At 60.8% G+C, this 18,679-nt stretch carries 10 protein-coding genes; 5 read left to right on the plus strand and 5 right to left on the minus strand.

Translation table 11 applies throughout. The features are described 5' to 3' along the window. Positions 1-132: 132 nt before the first annotated feature. Genes recC through recD form a run of 3 tightly spaced genes read left to right on the plus strand, consistent with a single transcriptional unit; the run spans position 133 to position 9,348 of the window. Positions 133-3,582, plus strand: a complete 3,450-nt coding sequence (gene recC / locus G403_RS0120615; RefSeq protein WP_027855648.1) for an exodeoxyribonuclease V subunit gamma — start codon at positions 133-135, stop codon at positions 3,580-3,582. Further along, the gene (recB, locus tag G403_RS0120620; protein WP_027855649.1) at positions 3,579-7,292 is read left to right on the plus strand and encodes an exodeoxyribonuclease V subunit beta; all 3,714 of its coding nucleotides are present in this window, start codon (positions 3,579-3,581) and stop codon (positions 7,290-7,292) included. The genes recC and recB overlap by 4 nt, the downstream gene beginning before the upstream one ends. Continuing rightward, complete coding sequence (gene recD / locus G403_RS24155; protein ID WP_211232723.1) at positions 7,285-9,348, plus strand: exodeoxyribonuclease V subunit alpha; 2,064 nt, start codon at positions 7,285-7,287, stop codon at positions 9,346-9,348. Before recB ends, recD begins: the two co-directional genes overlap by 8 nt. On the opposite strand, the gene G403_RS0120630 is transcribed toward recD, so the two are convergent. Both G403_RS0120630 and G403_RS0120635 read right to left on the minus strand, forming a co-directional pair. Beyond that, entirely contained in the window at positions 9,331-10,194 is an 864-nt protein-coding gene (locus G403_RS0120630; RefSeq protein WP_425411718.1) for a universal stress protein, read from the minus strand. The two genes, recD and G403_RS0120630, sit on opposite strands and share 18 nt — an antisense overlap. A 22-nt stretch (positions 10,195-10,216) precedes the next feature. After that, complete coding sequence (locus G403_RS0120635; RefSeq protein ID WP_027855651.1) at positions 10,217-11,707, minus strand: SulP family inorganic anion transporter; 1,491 nt, start codon at positions 11,705-11,707, stop codon at positions 10,217-10,219. Between the two features lie 319 nt (positions 11,708-12,026). Between G403_RS0120635 and G403_RS0120640 the strand changes: the two genes are divergently transcribed. After that, positions 12,027-12,509 (plus strand): DUF2489 domain-containing protein, encoded by a 483-nt coding sequence (locus tag G403_RS0120640; RefSeq protein WP_027855652.1) that lies wholly within the window; start codon positions 12,027-12,029, stop codon positions 12,507-12,509. Positions 12,510-12,511: 2 nt separating this feature from the next. Further along, on the plus strand, positions 12,512-12,889 hold the full coding sequence (locus tag G403_RS0120645) for a hypothetical protein (protein ID WP_036234925.1): 378 nt from the start codon (positions 12,512-12,514) through the stop codon (positions 12,887-12,889). A gap of 3 nt (positions 12,890-12,892) precedes the next feature. Here the strand turns inward: G403_RS0120645 and G403_RS0120650 are convergent, their stop codons facing one another. From G403_RS0120650 to G403_RS0120660, 3 genes are all read right to left on the minus strand, one after another. Next, complete coding sequence (locus G403_RS0120650) at positions 12,893-15,547, minus strand: ATP-binding protein (RefSeq protein ID WP_027855654.1); 2,655 nt, start codon at positions 15,545-15,547, stop codon at positions 12,893-12,895. Beyond that, positions 15,544-16,434, minus strand: coding sequence for a type 1 periplasmic-binding domain-containing protein (locus G403_RS25505; RefSeq protein WP_051299368.1), 891 nt, complete (start codon positions 16,432-16,434; stop codon positions 15,544-15,546). Before G403_RS25505 ends, G403_RS0120650 begins: the two co-directional genes overlap by 4 nt. 103 nt (positions 16,435-16,537) lie before the next feature. Continuing rightward, entirely contained in the window at positions 16,538-18,646 is a 2,109-nt protein-coding gene (locus G403_RS0120660; protein WP_027855655.1) for a TonB-dependent receptor plug domain-containing protein, read from the minus strand. Positions 18,647-18,679: the final 33 nt, after the last annotated feature.

Below are 18,679 nucleotides of genomic sequence, written 5' to 3' on the forward strand. Positions count from 1 at the left end.
TTGTTGCATGCCTGAAAGACGGCGTCGCATGCATTCGTGCCGGCGAGTTCGGCTTGCTCCTTCAGCCGGGGTTGCGGCAGACTATCGAGTCCGGAGCAGGGGGTTCCGGCCGAAAGGAGAGAGAGCCGCCGAATGTCTAATCAACCCGCCGGTTTAGCGATTATCCACGCCAACCGTCTGGAGACACTGCGTGACCTGCTGGTCCAGTGGATGAAGGACCATCCGCTACCGCCACTGGAAGATGAGCAGGTGTTGGTGCAGAGCAACGGTATCGCCCAGTGGCTGAAGCTTGCGCTGGCGGCTCCGGAGTCTGAAGGCGGCTGTGGCATTGCCGCTTCGATCAAGCTGGACCTGCCCTCTGCGTTTCTCTGGCGAGCCTATCGTGCGGTACTGGGTCAGGATGCCGTTCCGCCCGAGTCGCCCTACGACAAACCCCAGCTGCGCTGGCGACTGCTGCGTCTGCTGCCGGATCTGTTACAAACCGAAGCCTTTGCCTCTCTGGCTCAGTATCTGGCGTCGGACCCGGGCGAGCGCAAGGCCTATCAGCTGGCTGAGCATCTGGCGGATCTGTTTGACCAGTACCAGGTTTATCGGGCCGATTGGCTGGCTGACTGGGCCGCTGGCTTGGATCAGCTGCGCATGCCAGACGGTGAACCAAGCCCATTGGCGGAAGACCAGCGCTGGCAGCCGCGCCTCTGGCGCGCTATCCGCGCAGACCTGGCTGATCGCGCAGACAGCTCCCGGGCCGATCTCCACCAGCGCTTTCTGACCGCTTGTCGCCGGCTTGAAACCCGGCCTCAAGACCTTCCACCGCGCCTGATGGTGTTTGGTATTTCCGCGCTGCCGCAGCAGATGATCGAAGCGTTGGCGGCGCTGTCAGGACAGATGCAGGTGATGGTGGCGGTACTCAACCCCTGTCGTTTCTACTGGGCCGATATCATCGAGGGTAAGGAGCTGTTGCGCGCAGAACATAAACGCCAGCAGCGTCGTGAAGGGGTACCGGTCAACCTGTCCGGCGAGCAGATGCATCTGCATGCGCCGCCCCTGTTGGCCGCCTGGGGCAAGCAGGGCCGTGACTATATCCGGCTGCTGGATGAGTTTGATCAAAGCGAGCGTTATCGCCACTGGTTTAATGACAGCCGCATTGACCTCTTCGATGAGCCAGACCCGGATATCGCCTCATTGCCGCTCTTACAGCAGCTTCAACAGGATATTCTCGAGCTCAACCCGTTGCAGCAGGAGCCACGGCCGCACAGCCCTGCCGACGATTCGCTGGTGTTTCATCTGGCTCACAGTGCTCAGCGTGAAGTGGAGGTGTTGCAGGATCAGATTCTGAAGCGTTTCGACAGGGATCCGACGCTCAAGCCTCGTGACATGATTGTCATGGTGCCGGATATCGCCGTCTACCAGCCACATATAGAGGCGGTTTTTGGCCGCCTGCCGAAGGACGATCCCCGTTATATCCCCTACAGTCTAGCGGATCAGTCCAGTCGGGGCCAGGTGCCGCTGTTGGTGGCGCTGGAGCAGCTGATGCGCCTCCCGGAGCTGCGTCTGGGGGCCAGTGAGCTGCTGGACCTGCTTGAAGTACCGGCTCTGCAGCGTCGTTACGGATTGAATCCTGCCGATATACCCACGCTGCAGCGCTGGATCGACGGTGCCGGTATCCGCTGGGGGCTCGACGCGGCACATCGAGCGGGCCTCGACCTCCCCCCGGACCTTGAGCAGAACGCCTGGCTGTTTGGTATACGCCGGATGCTGCTCGGTTACGCCGCCGGTGACGGTGACGCCTTCGCCGGCATCGAGCCGTACGACGAGGTGGCGGGTCTGGAAGCGGTGCTGGCCGGCTCACTGGCCCTGTTGCTGGATGACCTGCGAGAGTGGCTGCAGCGCCTGAGCACACCCCTGGATGCATTGGGCTGGCGCGAACAGCTTCACTGGCTGCTGGATCGCTTTTTTGCGCCGGAGGACGATGCTGACCTGTTGCTGATCGAGCGCCTGGTCACCGAGCTTCAGGCCTGGACCCAGGGGTGTATCGATGCCGATCTGACTGCCGAGCTGCCGCTGACGCTGGCCCGGGAAGCCTGGCTTGGCGCTATCGATCAGGGCAGCCTGTCGGCCCGGTTTATGGCCGGGCGGCTGACCTTTTCCACGTTGATGCCGATGCGTGCGATTCCGTTCCGCCAGGTGTTTCTGCTGGGCATGAACGATGGCGATTACCCGCGTATTAAGCCACCTCAGGATTTTGATCTGATGGCCGTGCAGTATCGGCCCGGCGACCGCTCCCGACGCGAGGACGACCGCTACCTGTTCCTGGAAGCGATGCTGTCTGCCCGGGAGCAGCTTTATATCAGCTGGGTTGGGCGCAGCATCCGCGATAACCAGCCTCAGCCTCCATCGGTGCTGGTGGCGCAGCTGCGCGACCATCTGGCTCAGGGATGGCTGAACGGCCAAGGGGATGCTGACAGTGATCCGCTGGCGGAGCTGACGCTGGAGCATCCGCTGCAGCCGTTCAGCCCCGGCTACTTCGGGATCGGGGACGATGCCGATCCACGCCTGTTCACCTATGCCCATGAGTGGCGTGAGATCCATGAGCATCTCGATGCACAGGCCGCCGATGAACTGTCCCCGTTGCTACCCGAGGGTGCGCTGACGCTGCAACGTTTGGGGCGTTTTTTGCGCTATCCGGTACGCAGCTTCTTTAATGAGCGGCTCAACGTCTATTTCCAGCAGCCTGCGGTACAGCAGGTGGAACACGAACCCTTTGCCTTTGACAATCTGGAGGCGTTCCAACTCGGCCAGGAACTGATCGATCTGGCCCACGGCAGCGACGATCCGGGACAGGTACTGGAGACAGAGCTGGAGCGCTGGCGCCGGGCCGGACGCCTGCCACTGGGTGAATATGGCGCACTGGCGCTGAAACCGATTCTCAGCCCGGTGCGTTCCACATTGCGCCATCTGGAACCGCTGGCCGAGTGGAAGCCGCTCGAGGGAGCCCTGGAAGTCGCACTGGATATCCGGCTGAACGGGCCGGCCGGCGCAGAGCCGCAAAGCGTTGTGATCGAAGACTGGCTTAACACTGTTTCAGTACGGGATGGGTGCTACGCATTGATCCGCACATCCCCCCAGGCCGTGGCTGATAAAAAAGGCCCGCGCTGGCATCGGTTGCTGCGGCTTTGGGTGGAACATCTGTGTGCCAACGCGCAGGGCTACGATCTGCGCAGCTGGCTGGTCGGGCCGGATACCAGTGTGTTGATCGAGCCGCTGCCGGTTGAGCGCGCCCGCGAGATACTGACCACGCTGGTCAACTGCTGGGCTCAGGCGATGCAGGGGCCGCCACCCTTGGCGTGCAAGGCTGGGCTGGCTTTGCTGACAGAGCCCGAGGAAAAAGCGATACAGGCCGCGCTCAGTGCCTATCAGGGCAACAGCCAGTTCAGCGGCGAGTTGCAGAGCGATCCGGCTCTGGCACGGGCCTGGCCCGATTTCGAGCAATTGCTGGTTGGGGGCCTGGAACCCTGGGCCCGGGCGCTGTATGAGCCGCTGCTGCAACACGCCAGTATCCAAGGAACAGGAGACGCTGAATGAGCGAAATGATTCAGCTTGATCCGCTCACATTCCCGCTCCACGGGCGGCGCTTGATCGAGGCCAGCGCAGGCACCGGCAAGACCTACACCATTGCGGCCCTCTATCTGCGCCTGGTGCTGGGGCATGGCCAGAGCGCCGGCTATCCGCGACCGCTGTTGCCGCCGGAGATCCTGGTGGTCACCTTCACCAACGCCGCGACCCGTGAGCTGCGTGAGCGCATCCGGGACAGGCTTTCCGAGGGCGCCCGGGTTTTTCGTGCGCAACAACCGCCCGGTGATCCTTTTCTGAGCGCGCTGCTGAATGATCCCGTCTACGCCGATGAAACAGATCGGGCGGCTGCCGCGCATCAGCTTGATCAGGCAGCACAGTGGATGGACGAGGCGGCGATCTACACCATCCATGGTTGGAGCCAGCGCATGTTGACCCAGCACGCCTTTGACAGCGGCAGCCTGTTTGATCAGGAACTGGAAGGCGATGACGGCGAGATCGTCACCGAGGCGGTGCGCGATTACTGGCGGACCTATTTCTATCCGCTGCCGGAAGCGGCGGCGCGAGCGCTGAAAAAGCTGGCGGATCAGCCTGACAAGCTCGCCGAGCGTATTCGGCCTCTATTGCAGAACCAGGATGCGTCGCTCTATCAATCCGGTGAACCGCTGCCCGCGCCGGTGTCACCCACCGATTTTGCCTCGGTGCTGGTGGACTGGGAACAGCAGCGGGAAAGCTTGCAGGAGCGTGCCCGCGAGCTTTGGGCCCGGGATCAGGATGCGATCGAATCACTGATTGTGGCTGCGGTGGAAAAGGGTGCCCTGAGCAAACAGGTTTATAAGGCGGAGAAGCTGCCCGAACAGTTCCAGAACATGCGGGCGTGGAGCCAGGGCGAGGAGGGGGATGACAAGCTGTTGGTCAATTTCGGCAGTGACAAGCTGCGCAGTAAAACCAACAAGAAGTTCCAGCCCGATGGCACGCCCCAGCATGAGGCCTTTGTGGCGCTGCAGCAGCTGGTCGATCATCTGGAAACCCGCCCGGACCTTAATCCGGTGCGCTGCCATGCGGCGCTCTGGGTTCGGGCACGGGTGGAACATCATAAGCGGCGGGTGGCAACGCTGGGATTCGATGATCTCCTGACCCGGCTGGCCGCAGCGCTGGCCGATGCAGGCGCGGGCCCGCGTCTCGCGCGCCAGATCGCGCAGCAGTATCCAGTCGCACTGATCGACGAGTTTCAGGATACCGATCCGGTGCAGTACCAGAGTTTCAGCCGGATCTACGCCAGTGCCGATCCGTCGAGCAGCGCCCTGTTGATGATCGGCGACCCCAAGCAGGCGATCTATGCCTTCCGGGGGGCCGATATCCACACCTACCTGAAGGCGCGTCAGGATTGTGCCTGTGCGCTGTATACACTCGGTACCAACTTCCGCTCCAGTGACGCAATGGTGGCAGCGATTAACACGCTGTTCGGTCGGGCAGAAACGGCTCAGGACGCGGGCGCTTTTCAGTTTGGTAACCGTGAACAGAACCCACTACCTTTCATGCCGGTCAGGGCCAATGGCCGCAAGGAGCAGCTGGAGCTGGCCGGTGAGTCGGTGCCGGCGTTAACGGCCTGGCACCTTGAGGGGGATGACGCCGACAGTAAACCCGCTTTTCGCAGCGCGCTGGCGGAAACCACTGCGAGCCGGATCTGTCAGCTTTTGAGTCAATCGGCTCAGGGGTATGCCGGTTTTCGCCAGCCAGACGGTGTGTTTAAGCCGCTGAAGCCTGGGGACATCGCCATTTTGGTTCGCACCGGCAGTGAAGCCAGTCTGATCCGACAGGCTCTGGAGAGCCGCGCGATACGTAGTGTCTACCTGTCGGACCGGGAGTCCGTGTTCGATACCCGGGAGGCGCAGGACCTCTGGCGCTGGCTCAAGGCCTGTGCCGAGCCGGAGCAGCCCGGCCTGATTCACGAAGCGCTGGCCAGCCAGACACTGGCGCTGAGCCTGGCGGAGTTGGACCGGTTGAACCGTGACGAGCTGTTCTGGGAAGCGCGTGTGGAGCTATTCCGCGAGCTGCACGATCACTGGCGGCGTCATGGTGTTCTGGCGCTGCTCCGTCGCTGGCTGGATGCTTTCGAATTACCTGCGCGACTGTTACAGACTACAGAGGGTGAGCGGGTACTGACTAACCTGCTGCATCTGGGAGAGATTCTGCAGCAGGCCGGTCAGCAGCTTGATGGTGAGCTGGCCCTGGTGCGCTGGCTGGCCGACCAGCTGGTGGAGCGCCAGGGCGATGCCGAAGAACGTGTGCTGCGTCTGGAAAGCGATGCGGACCGGGTGCAGGTGATCACCATTCATAAGTCCAAGGGGCTGGAATACCCGCTGGTGTTTCTGCCCTTTATCAGTGACTGTCGGCCGGTGACGGCCAAAAACGGTAGCTATCTTTACCATCAGGATGATGGCTCCACCGCCATCGAACTGGATAAGGATGATAAGGACGCGCAGAAACAGGCGGATCGTGAGCGCTTGCAGGAAGACCTGCGCCTGCTTTATGTGGCGCTGACCCGCCCGGTTCACGCCTGCTGGATGGGGCTTGCGGAACTTAAGGATGTCAACAGAAGCGCACTGGGCCAGCTCCTCGCCGGTGGCGAAAATATCAGTGTTGGCGAGTCATTCCGGACCATCTGTGATCATCAGGCGTTGACCATGGAGCCCCTGCCTGAAGCGGATAGTCAGCGCCTGGCACCGGCAGCGGATACGCTGACGTTAAGACCCGCGGAACGGGTGACCCGTGAGCCGGACAGCGAGCGCTGGTGGATAGCCAGTTATTCCGCCATCGCGCGTCTTAAAGGCGAGTCGGCTGAGCAGACCTGGGCGGAGAGCGATGCTGCGGAAACGGCGGATGATGACAATGTGCTGGAAACCCGGGATGAGTCGCCGGGGCTGCCGCTGGTGGAGGGGAATCCCGATATCCATCGCTTCTGGAAAGGCCCGGCGGCCGGCACCTTCCTGCATGGCATGCTGGAGTGGGCGGCAGATCAGGGCTTTGACCGGGTTGTCGCGGATGCCGGTTTACGGGCCAGCTTTCTGGAGCCGCGCTGTCAGCGGAGGGAGTGGGAAGGCTGGCAGGCGTTGCTGGATGATTGGCTGGTGCGCTTGTTGGATACGCCGCTGCCATTGAGTGCCGGTGAGCGGGTTCGCCTGGCGGATCTGGACAAGCCCAAGGCGGAGATGGAGTTCTGGTTTGCCAGTGCAGCCGTGGATATCGGTGAGCTGGATCAGCGGGTACGCCAGTGGGTGCTGCCGGGGGAGCCCCGTCCAGACCTGGAGTGGGGCCAGTTGAATGGCATGCTCAAGGGCTTTATTGATCTGTTGTTTGAGTACGAGGGACGTTTCTGGGTGGCGGACTACAAGTCCAACTGGTTGGGTGTGGATAGCAGCGCCTATACCGAAACGGCTATGCGTGAGGCGGTGCTGCACAAGCGTTATGACCTGCAGTATGTGCTTTACACGCTGGCATTACACCGCCTGCTGAAGGCCCGCCTGCCCGACTATAGGGCGGATCCCGTCGCGGGCTATGAACATTATGTGGGCGGCGCACTCTACCTGTTCCTGCGCGGTATCGAGGAGCCCCGCCATCAGGGTGCCTTTGTGGATCGGCCGCCGGTTGAGCTGGTTCTGGAGCTGGATGCGCTGTTCAGCGGTAAAAGCGTGAGTCACAAGGAGCCTGTCTGTGGATAAGCTTGAGGGTCAGCAGAGCGATCTGTTTGCGGTGAAAGCCACCGACCTTAGTGGCGAGCGCCTCTGGCAGGTGCTGGAGCGCTGGCACCTGCAGGGGTGGATCCGGGCGCTGGATCTGGCGTTGGCCCGGATGCTGGCTGAGCTGGATCCGGGGGCTAAAGCGGAGCTGATTCTGGCGGCGGTTTTCTGCAGTCATCAGTTGGGCCGCGGTCATATCTGTCTGGACCTGGATACCACTCTGGGTGATCCGGATGCGGCGCTGTCACTGCCGCCGGAGGGCGCTTACGGTGAGCAGCTACCGGATAAGCCCAGCGAACTGCTCTGTGGCCTGACGTTGACCGAATGGTGTGAGGCGCTGGAGGGTTCACCACTGGTACAGCAGGGAGCGGGGAGTTCGCCGCTGGTTCTGCAGCCCGGACGCCCGGTTCGGCTTTACCTGCGCCGTCAGTGGTACTACGAGGTGACGGTGGCCGCCGTTATCCGTGATCGTCTGGAACGGGCACTGGACTCAGCCCCGCCGGCGGGATTTGCGGAAAAGCTCGACCGGCTCTTTCCGCAATCGGAGTCGCAGGCGGTGGACTGGCAGCGCCTGGCCTGTGCTCTGGTGGCCCGGAGCCACTTCGGCATCATTACCGGCGGGCCCGGAACCGGCAAAACCACCACCGTGGTCCGGTTGTTGGCGCTGCTACAGACCCAGGCACGGGAGCAGGGCCGGGGCCTGCGGATCCGTCTCGCGGCCCCCACCGGCAAGGCGGCGGCACGTCTGACGGAGTCGATCAGCCAGGCCGTTAGTGCCCTGCCCGCGGGGATGGCCGAGGGCGTGCCCACGGAGGTCAGCACGCTTCATCGTCTGCTCGGCTCAAGGCACGACAGTCGCCGTTTTCGCCATAATGCGGCGAATCCCTTACACGCCGATCTGGTGGTGGTGGATGAGGCCTCGATGATCGACCTGGAGATGATGCACTCTCTGCTGGAGGCGCTGCCTTCCCGGGCGCGGCTGGTGTTGCTGGGAGACAAGGATCAGCTGGCCTCGGTGGAGGCCGGCGCCGTGTTGGGCGACCTCTGCCAGCAGGCGCAACAGGGTGGTTATAACCCGCAGACCTTGAACTGGGCCGCCGCCAGCGGCTGCCCGGGACTCTCTACCTGGCAGACGGCCGAGGGCGAGCCGGGGCAGCAGCCGCTGGCACAGCAGATCGTAATGCTCAGGCATAGCCACCGCTTTGGTGCCGACAGTGGTATCGGGCGTCTGGCGCGGGCGGTTAACGAGGGTGACACCCAGGCGGTGGAGCGGATACTACTGGGTGCTAGTGATGAGCTGGCGCTGCTTGAACCGGGTAGCGATCCACAGCGCTTGCTTAAACCGCTGATGCTGGATGCTGGGCCGCTGGGTCAAAGTCGTGGCGCCCGGGGTTACCGGGATTACCTCGAAGCGCTGAGAGTTAACCGCCCCGGGAATGGACAACTGAGTGACCCGGATTGGGTCGGCTGGGGCAAGGCGGTACTGGAGGCGTTCAGTCGGTTTCGCATTCTCTGTGCCCTGCGCAAGGGTCCCTGGGGCGTGGAGGGGCAGAATGAGGCGATCGAGCAGGCACTGGCCGGTGCCGGGCTGATCTCGCCGGAGACGCTCTGGTATGAAGGGCGGCCGGTGATTCTGACCCGCAACGATTACGCGCTGGGGCTGATGAACGGGGATATCGGTATCTGTCTGCAGGTGCCCGACGGTGACGGCGGGCGGATGCTCAGGGTGGCATTTCCACTGCCCGACGGCTCCCTGAAATGGGTGCTGCCCAGCCGCTTGCAGCAGGTGGAGACGGTGTTTGCCATGACGGTCCATAAATCCCAGGGCTCGGAGTTTGAGCACACCGCTCTGGTCTTGCCGCCAGGACCCAACCCGGTACTGACGCGGGAGCTGGTTTATACCGGCATCACCCGCGCCCGTGACTGCTTTACGCTGGTGCTGCCATCCCGGGCGCGCCTCTATGAAGCGGTGGCCACCCGGGTGCATCGGGCCAGTGCGTTGCGTGAGCGGATCGTCGCCTCAACGCAACAGCAGTAGTGGCACCCGGGTCTGCCGAATCAGATTGCGGGTGGTGCTGCCCACCAGCATCTGGCGAATACGGGAGTGGCCGTAAGCGCCCATCACCAGCATATCGGCCTCACGCTTTTCCACTTCGCCCAGCAGGGTTTCTTCCACATCGCCGGCCAGAATCTCGGCGTTGAGTGTAAAGCCCGCCTGTTCCAGTTTCTCGCTTGCCCGTTTCAGCTCCATTTTAACGTCGGTGGTGGAGGGGCCAATCATCAACAGATCGCACGGCAGCTGGCGCAGCAGCGGGCTGCGGGCAACCATCTCTACCGCCTTACGGGCCGTGGGGCTGCCGTCATAGGCGATCAGGAAACGCTCGGGGGCCTTGAAGTCATCGGGAAGCAGCAGCATGGGGCGGTGCAGCGCCCGAATGACCGACTCCACATGGCTGCCCAGGTGGGCATCGCTATCGCCCCCACGACCGAGCACCAATAAGCGGGTACGGTGTTCCAGTTCGCCCAGGGTCTCTTCCAGGTCGCCATGGCGCTGCAGGACCTGGGGCGACTCCACGCCGTCACTGACGGCGCGTTCACGGGCCGCATCGAGCATCAGCCGGCCCTGTTCACGGGCCAGCTTGCCGCGCTTCTCATCCAGCGAGGCCAGCTCTTCAAGCAGTGACTCCCGGCTGCCCAGCCCGATAGAGCCGGTCAGGTTGGTTTCGGTGGGGAACTGGGAGCGGTCCAGTACATGCAGGAGTGTGAGAGGGGCGTCCAGGCGCAGGCTGGCCCAGCTGGCAGCATCACAGATGCCCGCCGCGCGCTCGCCAACACCATCGATACAGGCGATCACCTCGTTCATCGGGGTTCCTTCCGTTGTCATTATGCTTCTCCTCTCAGAGATATCAGTGACCCATTAACTGGTCAACCGCTTCGGGTTTGTCGTGCACGGCAAAACGGTCGACGATGGTCGCGCTGGCCTCGTTGAGACCAATCACATTCACCTCGGTCCCTTCCCGGCGGAACTTGATCACCACCTTGTCGAGTGCCGAAACGGCCGTGATGTCCCAGAAGTGAGCCTGACTGAGATCGATGGTGACCCGGGCCACATCCTCCTTGAAGTCGAAGGCGGCGGTGAACTTCTCCGACGAGCTGAAGAAGACTTGCCCTACCACGCGGTAGTAGCGATGGTCCTCTTCACTGCGGCTGTCCGCATCGATGTACAGGAACTGCCCCACCTTGTTGGCAAAGAACAGGGACGCCAGCAGGACACCGGCGAAAACGCCCAGCGCCAGGTTGTGGGTGGCAACCACGATGGCGACGGTCACCACCATCACCAGGTTGGTGGACATGGGGTGTTTACGCAGATTGGTGATCGACTCCCAGCTGAATGTACCGATGGAGACCATGATCATCACCGCCACCAATGCCGCCATCGGGATACGGGAGACCCAGTCATCGAGAAATACAACCAGAATCAACAACACCACACCGGCGATCAGCGTGGAGATACGGGTACGGCCACCGGATTTCACGTTGATCACTGACTGGCCGATCATGGCACAGCCGGCCATCCCGCCGAACAGACCGGCGACAAAGTTCGCCACACCCTGGCCCTTACATTCGCGGTTCTTGTCGCTCTGGGTATCGGTCAGGTCATCGACGATGGTAGCGGTCATCAGTGACTCCAGCAGGCCCACCACGGCCAGCGGCACCGAATAGGGCAGGATGATCCACAGGGTCTCCAGGTTCAGCGGCACATCGGGCCAGAGGAAAACCGGCAGGGCATCGGGCAGCTCGCCCATATCACCCACGGTGCGGATATCCAGCCCCAGGGTCATGGCCACGGCAGTGAGAACCAGAATGCAGACCAGCGGAGAGGGGATCAGCGAGCCGATTCTGGGAATGTAGGGGAACAGATAGATGATCCCCAGGCCCGCGGCGGTCATCGCGTAGACATGCCAGGTAACGTTGGTGAGCTCCGGCAGCTGAGCCATAAAGATCAGGATCGCCAGCGCATTCACGAAGCCGGTGACCACCGATCGGGAGACGAAGCGCATCAGCGAGCCGAGCTTGAGAAAGCCGGCCAGGATCTGGATCAGGCCGGTTAACAGCGTAGCGGCGAGCAGATACTCAAGGCCGTGCTCCTTGACCAGCGTTACCATGAGCAGCGCCATGGCCCCGGTAGCGGCAGATATCATCCCCGGACGCCCACCGAAAAAAGCGGTGACGACAGCAATACAGAAGGAGGCGTAAAGGCCGACCTTGGGATCGACACCGGCGATAATGGAGAACGCGATCGCCTCCGGGATCAGCGCCAGTGCGACGACGAGACCGGCGAGGATATCACCTCGCAGGTTCTGAAGAGACCAGCCATGGGTTAGCGTAGCAATCATGAGTGTCCTGGATTGTTCGTTGAGCGGTTGAATATAGGTGCCCTGGCCCTCATAGTGGGCCGGCATCAGCGCGGCCGGGCAAATCGGCCTGGGTATTCCGGTATCAAGAGAGCAGTACAGCGGCGGGCGGGAAGAAACCCTCTTTACCGGGCTAAAACAGCGCGCAATGATAGCACAGGGCCCAGGACCGTTGAACCGCACGCGGACCGGGCTCGGGTTCGTAAGCCACGGACGCTATAATAAAGTGGCGGGTTGACTGTGCCGTTACAGCCCGAGATAACGCCTGAACCGTTAAGCCTTTCTGTACCGGGATTGATTCATGAACAGCCAATTGCTCTACCTTTTAATCGCTCTTGGAATCGCGCTTTGCGCTGTACTGGTTGTGCTGATAAGGCGACAACTGAGGGCTCAGCGTGAACGGCTGGACGTGCAGCAGCAACAGCGCCAGAAGCTGGAGCGGGAAGCCCGCGAGCATCGGGATTACCTGGCTGACAGTGTTCGCATCATCGCCAATGCTGTACTGCATGACGAAAAAATGACCATCACCGAAGGGTGTATACGTCTTAAGGTGCTGATTGAGAATCTGGCGCCGCATCTCTTGCAGCATGAGACCTTTGCCGTGATCGGGCGCGTATTCGACGCGACCAAACATATTCCGTTTCTCGATCAGTGGAAGGCATTGAGCCGGGTGGAGCAGGCGCGGTATGAGCTTGAGATGGCGCGGGTCGAGGCGGAGCACGCCGAGGATGTGGAGCGGGCGATGCAGGCACTGAAGAGCTACCCGCTGGAGCAGATGCAGTAGTGATGGTGGAATTTCTCCCGGTTTTCCTCCTCACACTGATCTTTCTGGTGCTGTTGGTGGTTTTTATGGAGTTCGGCAGGACGCCGACCTACCGACCGGAGCGGCAGGAGGTGCGAGATTTGCTCGCGGGGATTTTCGAGCGCAAAACCAGCCAGGAAGCCTGGGATATGTTTCTGGGTTTGCCGATCCTGCATGATCCCGAGCTGGAGGAGATCCGGCGTCGCTGTATTCAGATCCACGAAGGAACCGATGGCCAGCCCGCCGCTCATGCAGGCCTGGGTGGCTATCTCTATGACCGCGCCGGGCGCGAACGACTCGAGCCTGTGTTGGAAGCGCTGGATGATCTGATTCGTAAGACACCGGTGTATCGCGAGTTCTAAGCGTTACTCAAGATGCTCCTGTTGAGCCAGACGCTGGAGGCGCGAGCAAGCGTTCCAGAGTGTACGCATATCGCCCTTGCGTGCCGCCTCATGCAGTTCAGCTGTGCAGCTTTCCAGCACTGGCATATCGTACAGCCCGGCCATCCCCAACAGCTGGTGAGCCAGGCTGCGGATCTGTTTCAGGTCCTTTTGCCAGACGGCTTTGAGTACGCCTTCGGCAAGACGCTGTACCTCATCATGAAGAAGCTCGGGGCTCGTCAGTTGTTTAAGGCTGGGTTGAGCGCCGGCGGCGGGTTTCGGCGCCTCCAGCGAGTGGCCCAGTTTGCGTTCACACAGATGAAGCAGAGTACGCATCAATTCGTTGGTATTGACCGGTTTCAGCAATAGATCATTGATGCCGGCTGCCACCAGTGCACGATGTTCATGGGGTACCACATTGGCTGTCAGCGCGATGATGGGGAGTTCCTTGTCCTGCTCACGAACCCGGTGTGTGGCCTGGATGCCGTCCATCTCCGGCATATGGACATCCATCAAGATCAGGTCAGGGCGTTTGTCGATCAGATGATTGAGGACCTCCTGGCCGCTGCGCGCTTCGTCAACGCGGGCGCCCAGATCTTCCAGCAGTCGGCGGATCAGAAGGCGGTTGAAATCGTTGTCCTCGGCAATCAGTATCTCCAGTGGATAGGGCAGCTGGTTGGTGCTGACCGGTTGGGGTTTGCTGGCGTTGGTGGCGAATGGCAGCCCCAGCAGGTCATAAAGCTCACCCGGTCGAGGCGGCTTGGCCACCAGGTTCAGGTCGTCACCTTGAAGACGCATGGGCGTGCGCCCGGGAACCATGAGGACCAGGGGCGCGTTGCTTTGTGCCCGCACGCGGTCACACAGCGCCTGAACCGAGCGTGGCGAGCAGTCCTGGGGGCTAACGGCGGCGATCAGCATGCGTGGGCGTTTGGTGGGAGCCAGCGTGCAGATCTCCTCCAGGCGTCGGATCAGGCGGATGTCAGCCGCCAGTGGTCGCAGTAAACGAAGTAGCGCGGTCCGGCTACTGGTGCAGGGTTCATACAGCACGATCTCATGCCGCCAGGAGGTTTCCACACACACCGGTTTTGGCGATTCGGCCGGAAGCTTCAGAGGCAACTCGACCCGGACCTCGGTTCCGCTCTTCTCGACGCTGTCCAGGGTGATACTGCCCCCCATCAGCTCGGTCAGACGGTGAGCGATGACCAGCCCCAGTCCTGAACCGCCAAAGCGTCGGCTGATCGACACATCGCCCTGGGTAAATGCGCTGAACAACTGACCGACCCGCTCCGCAGGAATGCCGATGCCGGTGTCGCGCACGCGAATCAGCAGGCGAGGTTCAAGCTCCGGGGCCCGAAGCACTTCGACGATCAACGCGACTTCACCATGTTCGGTGAATTTGATGGCATTGCCCACCAGGTTGTTGAGGACCTGGCACAGGCGCGTGGGGTCACCCAGAACCCGCAGAGGCATGTGGGTTGGCAGATCGGCGATCAGCTCCAGTTGCTTGCGTCCTGCGGCCGGCGATTGAGCCTCTATCACATCGAACAGGCTCTGCTCGAGATCGAACGGAATGGCCTCGATCTCGATCGCCTCCGATTCAAGACGGGAGTAGTCCAGAATATCGTCAATGATTGTCAGTAGCAGCGCGGAGGTGCGTGTAATGATCTGCAGATACTGGCGTTGCTGTTTGTCGATCCGTGTGTGAGTCAGCAGTTCGGTAAAACCGATCACGGAGGTCAGTGGGGTGCGTAGCTCATGACTCATGCGGGCAAGAAATTCATCCTTGGCATGGTTGGCTTCATCGGCACGCTGGCGCTCCAGCTGAAGCTCTCGATTGCGTCGCTCCAGGTGGCGCAGAGTTTGCGTCAGGCGGCGGGTGGAGCTTTCTACCCGATACTCGAACTGTTGGTTGGATTCCTGAACGCGGGCCGCCAGTCGGTTGATACCGCTGGCGAGGGTGCGTAGCTCTCCGGTATGGCTGACGTCGGCGCGGGCATCCAGTTCACCGCGCTGCAGGCGCTCGATAAGACGTGTTAAGCCCAGAATAGGATGGGTGATGCGTCGGCCAAAGCGGTTGGCAAGGAATAACGTGATCATCAGGCAGATCAGCGTCAGCCCCACTCCGCGCATCAGGATATCGCGTTCGCGTTGGATTGTCGGTTGAGCGGAAATAACGACCGCGACCCAGCCCAGGGTTTCTGGCTGGCGGCTTATGGGTAAGAGCTCAGGATTGTCCTGAAACGGAATCCGGGCCGGCTCAATGGGCTGAACAAAGCGCCAAGTCCCTTTTTCAAGCCGCGGAGCCTGCTGATCGCGCTGAATCTGAATCTCAAATCGGCTGCTACGGTAGAGCAGGCGGAAATCCTTGTCGTAAAACAGAACGTCGGCGACCTCATCATCTCGAATCGGACCGCTGCTGAGACTGCGCAGCAGTTCGGTATTTCCGCTTAAGACGCCGAATTCGGCGGCAGAGGCGATCAGCCGAGTCATGGCGCTGCCCCGGTCGAGCAGGTTGGTGCGGGTTTCAGCCAGGCGGGTATAGGTGAAATAGCTGCCGAGTATCAGGGCGAGCAAGGTCATGGGCAGCAATGAAAGCGCCATAACCCGAAATCGGATGCTCATGGGCCAGGGATTGATCATCGTTCCGGCTCTTGAGCTTGCAGCTGAGCCGAGAGGATCTCTGTCGATGGCAGCTGCAACCGCAGGTTGCGGGCGGCGGTTCGGTTGACCGATATCGAGAACTGCTCCGGATATTGCGGAGGAGGCAGCTCTGCCGTGGTCTCGGCCAGCGTCAACATTCGGGCGCACTGGCGAGCGATCTGGTCGGGGGTGGAATACAGTGAGGCAACAGCGCCTGCATCTGCGTAGCTGGCAGAAAAGCCGATGAGTGGTACCTGGCTGCGCAAGGTGATGTAAAGAATCCATTTGGCGGCCGCGCGGTTAAAGACGGAGCGATCGGGTATGGGTACAAAAAAATCGCTTTGTTCAATAACCGGTGTGAGTGCCTCTACCGGATTATCGTTGGCGCCGAGTCGAGCCACCCGCAGCGTCAAACCGGCGTCTGCCGCTGCATTGGCAAAAGCGTCATACTGTCTGCTGCCAGCTTCTCCGACCGCACTGCCCACACTCCGAGCTTGCGGTCTGATCAGCTTTCCCAGGCGTATCTGGCGGTCAAAAGGTTGATCCAGAAACAGGGCAGACAACCGCTTTTCGGCCAGTAAGCGTTGCCCTTTCTCGGCGTCGGTAAGCTCATAAAAAGTGGCGGCGGGCAGGTATACGCAGATGAGTCGCTGCTTATCCGTTGCCAGGAAGAGTGCCCGTTCGCAGGCCCGGGTGCCAACGGCCATGATCAGCGTTGCCTCCTTGGCGCCGGTCGAGGGCAGAGCCGCCGTTTTTACCGGGCCTGGATAGTGAGTTTCAATCGCGTCCCTGACCGCGGCGTAACTGGTGCCGGTGTCACTGAGCAGTATCAGCGGTGGCTCGCTTGCATCCGCGCCTGCTATAGGTAACAACAGCAAAAGCAGCATTTGGCGGAGCGTCCTTAGTACACCAGCCATCCCTGTCGGCATCCCTTGATTTTAACGTTGTTTGTCCACTGGAACGGGCTCACCGGGAACCGTTCCGGCCCGATCAATCCCGCAGCAGTCTCAGTTGCAGGAAGGTGCGTCGGTCAAATTCGTTAAGGCGGTAGAACTCGCTGTACAGACGGTCAAAAGCATTCTGCACGATAATGGCGGTTTCCAGTTGATGACGGCTATCCAGTTGCCAGTTCATCGCGGCTTTCAGGTCGGTTCGGTTGTACGCATCACGCTCGCCGCCTTCATCCCAGTCCACCTCATCCATATAGTAGTGCGCCGCACTGAGCTTAATATCGCTGCTTGGGCTCCAGCTCGTCAACAGCGACAGCGTGTGTTCCGGTGTCATGCTGGGATTTGCGGTAAAGGCGCTTTTACTGATTCCACGATCCCAGTGTGCGTTGACGGTGTTGATATAGCTGTAGCTGAGGGCGTACCACACACCGGGCGTGGGGCGGTGCTGAATCTGAAGTTCAGCGCCGGTATTGGTCCAGTTCGCCAGATTGCGGTTGCTCTGTACATAGGTGTCGATACCGGGGATCGTCAACGCGTAATCGCCCAGGTCTGAGCCGACCAGCGCACGGCGATAGGCAATGATGCCATCATCCACCTCTTCTCGGAAAATTCGAACGTCGACATGGCCCTGATGGTGATCAAAGGATTGATAGAGCCCCAGCTCCAAGGTGCGAATTGTCTCTACATCCAGATCCGGGTTGGGTCGGTCGATCACATCGATCAGTGTGGTTTCGTTGGTTAGACCCGGTATCGCCGGCAGGTAAACGTTGGTATAGGCTTTCTGCTCCAGCAACGAGGGCAGGCGTTCGCTGGCGGAGTAACCGAGTCGCAGGCTGGTACCGGGCCTTGGTTGGTAACCCAGCGTTTGCCGGTATGAAAAGGCGTCAATATTATTGGATGAGTGTTCGAACATGACGCCCGAGTTCACGGACCAGCGTGGTGCCGGCTTTATATTCAGGTTGGTAAACAGCCGCAGGCGGTCCTCTTCAGCTTCACCCTGCTGAAGCAGGTTGTCGCTGCTTGCAGTCTCGTGACGATAACCGACACCGGCGACCCAGTCGACATAAGCACCACGGTCGCTGGCCTGAATCTCAGTATCGTAGGTATGCATGCTGCCATGCTCACCCAGCGGGCGATAACGGCTCAGATCAATGGTTTGTGCAACCAGTTCATCGGTGAGGCCCAGCCCGTCCAGCAGCAGGTGACCCAGCTTGAGTGTGGCCAGGGGTGAATTCAGATCCAGATAGTTGTGGTAGGCCTTGACCCGAAGCGTGCCCGTATCCGACAGCAGGCGGGAGAAGTCTACGCTCTGATAGTGACCACTGTGGCTGCGCTCGCCGTAGGGCTGATCGGTTTTATCCAGCTGGCCGATAACGCTGTCACCGCTCTCATAGCCCGCGGCGAACGTCCAGGTGTCGATCAGGTTCGGTGTGTAGGTCGCACGCAGATTCAGCGCGCTGCTGCTGAGTGAGTCATTCCAGTATTCGGGATCATCCGCAAACAGATTGTTCCAGTGCCGGTTACCGTCATTTTCACGGTGGTTGATACCGATGCGATAGCTCAGGCTACCGGCTACATCGGCATAGGCAACGTGGCCATTACGGGTGTCGTTTGCCCCCAGCGTTGCGGTTACCCGGGTGCCATGTTCTGCGGCGGGTTCGCGTGTGATGATATTGATTGACCCGAAAAAAGCGTTGGAGCCCTGGGTGGGCACATTGGAGCCGCGTACGACCTCGATCCGCTCCACGTCTTCGAGTCCGATAGCCAGTGTGTTCCAGTCCACGGTGGAGAGCAGTGGCAGGTAGACAGAACGACCATCCACCATGACTTCGATTCGATTAGGCCAGTCATCACTGGCACCGTGGTAGCTGGTGGAGGTCCGGTTGGCTCCGACCATGTAACTTTGAAAGCCGGGTACCAGGCGCATGATATCCGGCAACGTTTGCAGGCCGGCGGCGTCTATCATCTGCCGGTCGATCACCGTCATCGATGCGGGTGCATCCGACAACTTTTGTGGAAGCCGGGTAGCCGAGGTGACTTCCGGAATATCGACAAAAAAGTCCGACTCGTTGAGCAGCTCATTTTGTGCGGCCAGTGCCCAGGGGCTGATCAGGGCCAATAGCGTAAGATGTGGGAAAGTATGCTTCATCACTACTCAGCTTGAAGATCGCGGTTACTTGAT

This window comes from Marinobacterium litorale DSM 23545 (genome assembly GCF_000428985.1).
In the GTDB taxonomy this organism is placed as follows: domain Bacteria; phylum Pseudomonadota; class Gammaproteobacteria; order Pseudomonadales; family Balneatricaceae; genus Marinobacterium_D; species Marinobacterium_D litorale.

Bases quoted from the DNA above. Each gene is read 5' to 3' on its own strand.
- G403_RS0120645 (WP_036234925.1), top strand. From the start codon at position 12,512: ATGGTGGAATTTCTCCCGGTTTTCCTCCTCACACTGATCTTTCTGGTG.
- recC (WP_027855648.1), top strand. From the start codon at position 133: ATGTCTAATCAACCCGCCGGTTTAGCGATTATCCACGCCAACCGTCTG.
- G403_RS0120650 (WP_027855654.1), bottom strand. From the start codon at position 15,547: ATGATCAATCCCTGGCCCATGAGCATCCGATTTCGGGTTATGGCGCTT.
- recB (WP_027855649.1), top strand. From the start codon at position 3,579: ATGAGCGAAATGATTCAGCTTGATCCGCTCACATTCCCGCTCCACGGG.
- G403_RS0120635 (WP_027855651.1), bottom strand. From the start codon at position 11,707: ATGATTGCTACGCTAACCCATGGCTGGTCTCTTCAGAACCTGCGAGGT.
- G403_RS25505 (WP_051299368.1), bottom strand. From the start codon at position 16,434: ATGCTGCTTTTGCTGTTGTTACCTATAGCAGGCGCGGATGCAAGCGAG.
- G403_RS0120640 (WP_027855652.1), top strand. From the start codon at position 12,027: ATGAACAGCCAATTGCTCTACCTTTTAATCGCTCTTGGAATCGCGCTT.
- G403_RS0120630 (WP_425411718.1), bottom strand. From the start codon at position 10,194: ATGACAACGGAAGGAACCCCGATGAACGAGGTGATCGCCTGTATCGAT.
- G403_RS0120660 (WP_027855655.1), bottom strand. From the start codon at position 18,646: ATGAAGCATACTTTCCCACATCTTACGCTATTGGCCCTGATCAGCCCC.